The sequence below is a fragment of the Bilophila sp. 4_1_30 genome (genome assembly GCF_000224655.1).
Classification (GTDB): Bacteria; Desulfobacterota; Desulfovibrionia; order Desulfovibrionales; family Desulfovibrionaceae; genus Bilophila; species Bilophila wadsworthia.
This window is the reverse complement of sequence record NZ_JH114232.1, coordinates 504,753-507,574: the sequence shown is the minus strand read 5'-3', so window position 1 is coordinate 507,574 and position 2,822 is coordinate 504,753. Positions and strand designations below refer to the sequence as shown.

Below are 2,822 nucleotides of genomic sequence, written 5' to 3'. Positions count from 1 at the left end.
GAGAAGCCCTCCTCCCCTCCCCAAACCCCACCCCTCCTCCCCCAAAGACTTTTGCAAAGGTCTATGGCGGAACGGGCGGCACGGGAAGCCAAACCCTGGCGCACGTCTCCCGGTAAGGCTGCAAAATGTGTTTTATTCACATAAGGAATTATCATGAAACGCAATATCTATCTCAAGACAATCCCTCCCGCGGAAGCCATCGCACGGGTGAAGGCTTCCATAGACCGCGAAGCGCTGATCCGCGAGGAAACGATCCCTTCGCATGAAGCTTCGGGCCGGGTACTGGCGCACGCGGTGCACGCCCGCTATTCCTCGCCCACCTTCCACTCGGCGGCGATGGACGGTTACGCGGTCAACGCCCGTTCGACCTTCGCGGCACGGGAAGGGCACCCGTTGACGCTCAAGGCCGGGGAAACCTGCTTTGCTGTCAATACCGGCCACCCCATGCCCGAAGGCTGCGACGCCGTGATCATGATCGAACAGGTCGTGCTGAACGGCGACGGCGTCACCATTGAAGCCCCCGCCTTCCCGTGGCAGCACGTCCGCCGCATCGGGGAGGACATCGTGGCGACGGAGCTGCTCTTTCCGCGTAACCACCAGTTGAGGCCGTGGGATGTGGGCGCGCTGCTTTCCGGCGGCATCTGGGACGTGCCCGTCTGGGAACGCGTCACTGTCCGCATCATCCCGACAGGGGATGAAGTGCTCGACTTCACCACGCACCCCGATCCCGGCAAGGGGCAGGTCGTGGAATCCAATTCCCAGATGCTGGCGGCGCTGGCCCGTGAATTGGGCTGCGTCGTGGAACGAGCCGCTCCCGTCCCGGACAGCCCGGAAGCCCTGCATCAGGCCCTGAAGGACAGCCTTGACGCGGGCAGGCACCTGACCATCTTCTGCGCCGGCTCGTCCGCGGGCTCCAAGGACTTCACCCGCGCCACGCTGGAAAAGGAAGGCGAAATCCTCACGCACGGCATCGCCGCCATGCCGGGGAAGCCCTCCCTGCTCGCCAACTGCCGGGGCCGCCTCGTGGCAGGGGCGCCGGGGTATCCGGTAAGCGCGCTGGTCTGCTTTAAGGAACTGCTCGAACCGCTCATCTCGTGGCTTTCGCACCGCGAGCCGCCCGCAAAAACCGTCGTCCCCGTCGAGCTGACCCGTACCGTGCCTTCCCGACCGGGCGTCGAGGAGCACGTGCGCGTGTCCATCGGGCGGGTCGGCGACAAGCTGGTCGCCACGCCGCTCGGACGCGGGGCCGGGAACATCACCACCGTCACCCGCGCACAGGGCGACGTGCGCATCCCCGAACAGGCTGAGGGCCTGAACGAGCACGCCGTGGTTCCCGCCGAGCTGTCCGTTTCGGAAGCGGAACTCGACCGCATCCTTGTCTGTGTGGGCAGCCACGACAACACCCTTGATCTGCTCGCAGACGAACTCATGGGCCTGCCCGAGCCCTTCCGGTTCGCCTCCACGCACGTCGGCAGCATGGGTGGCATTACGGCCCTGAAAAACGGCTCCTGCCACCTCTCCGGGATGCATCTTTTCGATCCCGAATCCGACGACTTCAATTTCCCGTTCATCAAGAAATTCCTGCCCGATGTGGACGTAACGGTCATCAACCTCGCCATCCGGCATCAGGGCATCATCGTCCCGCACGGCAACCCGATGGATATTCAAGGCATCGACGATTTCACCCGCGTCCGCTTCATCAACCGCCAGCGCGGGGCCGGGACACGCATCCTCCTCGACTGGAAGCTGAAGCAGGCCGGGCTCAAGCCTTCCGACGTCAAAGGATACGACAAGGAAGAGTTTACGCACATGGCTGTGGCGGTAAACGTGCTCACCGGGGCGGCCGACTGCGGCATGGGCATCTACGCCGCTGCCAAGGCGCTTGGCCTTGATTTCGTGCCGCTCGCCCTTGAACGCTATGATCTCGTCATCCCCACGCGCTTTCTCGATGATCCCCGCGTTCAGGCCGTCCGCGCCCTGCTCGATTCGCCGGAATTCAAGGCGCGCATCGAAGCCCAAGGCGGCTACGACACGCCCCTCACCGGGCAGATCATGGTGGAAGGCGAAAAACGAATGTAGGAAAAGGGGAGGGGAACCTTTGGGATAGGGGCTGCGTTGCCGCCGATGTCCGTAAGGGCTAGGCCCCGCCTGACGGTCAAGGCCCTTGCGGGGCCGTCCGTAGGGGAACCTTCCCCCCCACCAAGCTTCCCCCCTAACCCGTTTCCTTGTCGGGGAAACCGATCAGCACAGCCAAGGAAAGCCTCATGATCCGCCCTGCCACAGAAGCAGACCTGCAAGCGATTTTGGATATTTATAACGATGCCGTCATCAACACCACGGCCGTCTACACCTATACGCCGCATACGCTGGACATGCGCAGGCAATGGTTCAACGAGCACCGTGAGGCCGGGCTTCCCGTTTTCGTGCTGGAAGAGGACGGCGTGGTAGCCGGATTCGCCACCTATGGAAACTTCCGTCCGTGGCCCGCCTACAAGTACAGCATCGAACATTCCATTTACGTTCATAAGGACTTCCGGCGGCTCCACATCGCCACCCGGCTGATGGAAAAGCTGTTGGAAACGGCGAACGGGGCAGGCTATGCGACCATGATCGCGGGCATCGATGCCGACAATGCCGCCAGCATCCGTATGCACGAGCGATTCGGATTCACGCTTGCCGGGAAGATCGTCAAAGCGGGCTACAAGTTCGGCCGCTGGCTCGATCTCGTTTTCTATCAGAAGATTCTCGACGGCCCAAAGGAACCTGTTGGTGAATGAGAGAGGAAAGAATTGGAGAGGGGGAGGGGAACCTTTCTAAAGAAA

General features: G+C 62.4%; 2 protein-coding genes. Both read left to right on the top strand.

The window, feature by feature from the left end:
- Positions 1-153: 153 nt before the first annotated feature.
- Positions 154-2,079 (top strand): molybdopterin biosynthesis protein, encoded by a 1,926-nt coding sequence (locus HMPREF0178_RS08920; protein ID WP_009380276.1) that lies wholly within the window; start codon positions 154-156, stop codon positions 2,077-2,079.
- Positions 2,080-2,264: 185 nt separating this feature from the next.
- Entirely contained in the window at positions 2,265-2,777 is a 513-nt protein-coding gene (locus HMPREF0178_RS08915; RefSeq protein ID WP_009380275.1) for a GNAT family N-acetyltransferase, read from the top strand.
- The last annotated feature ends 45 nt before the right edge of the window (positions 2,778-2,822 follow it).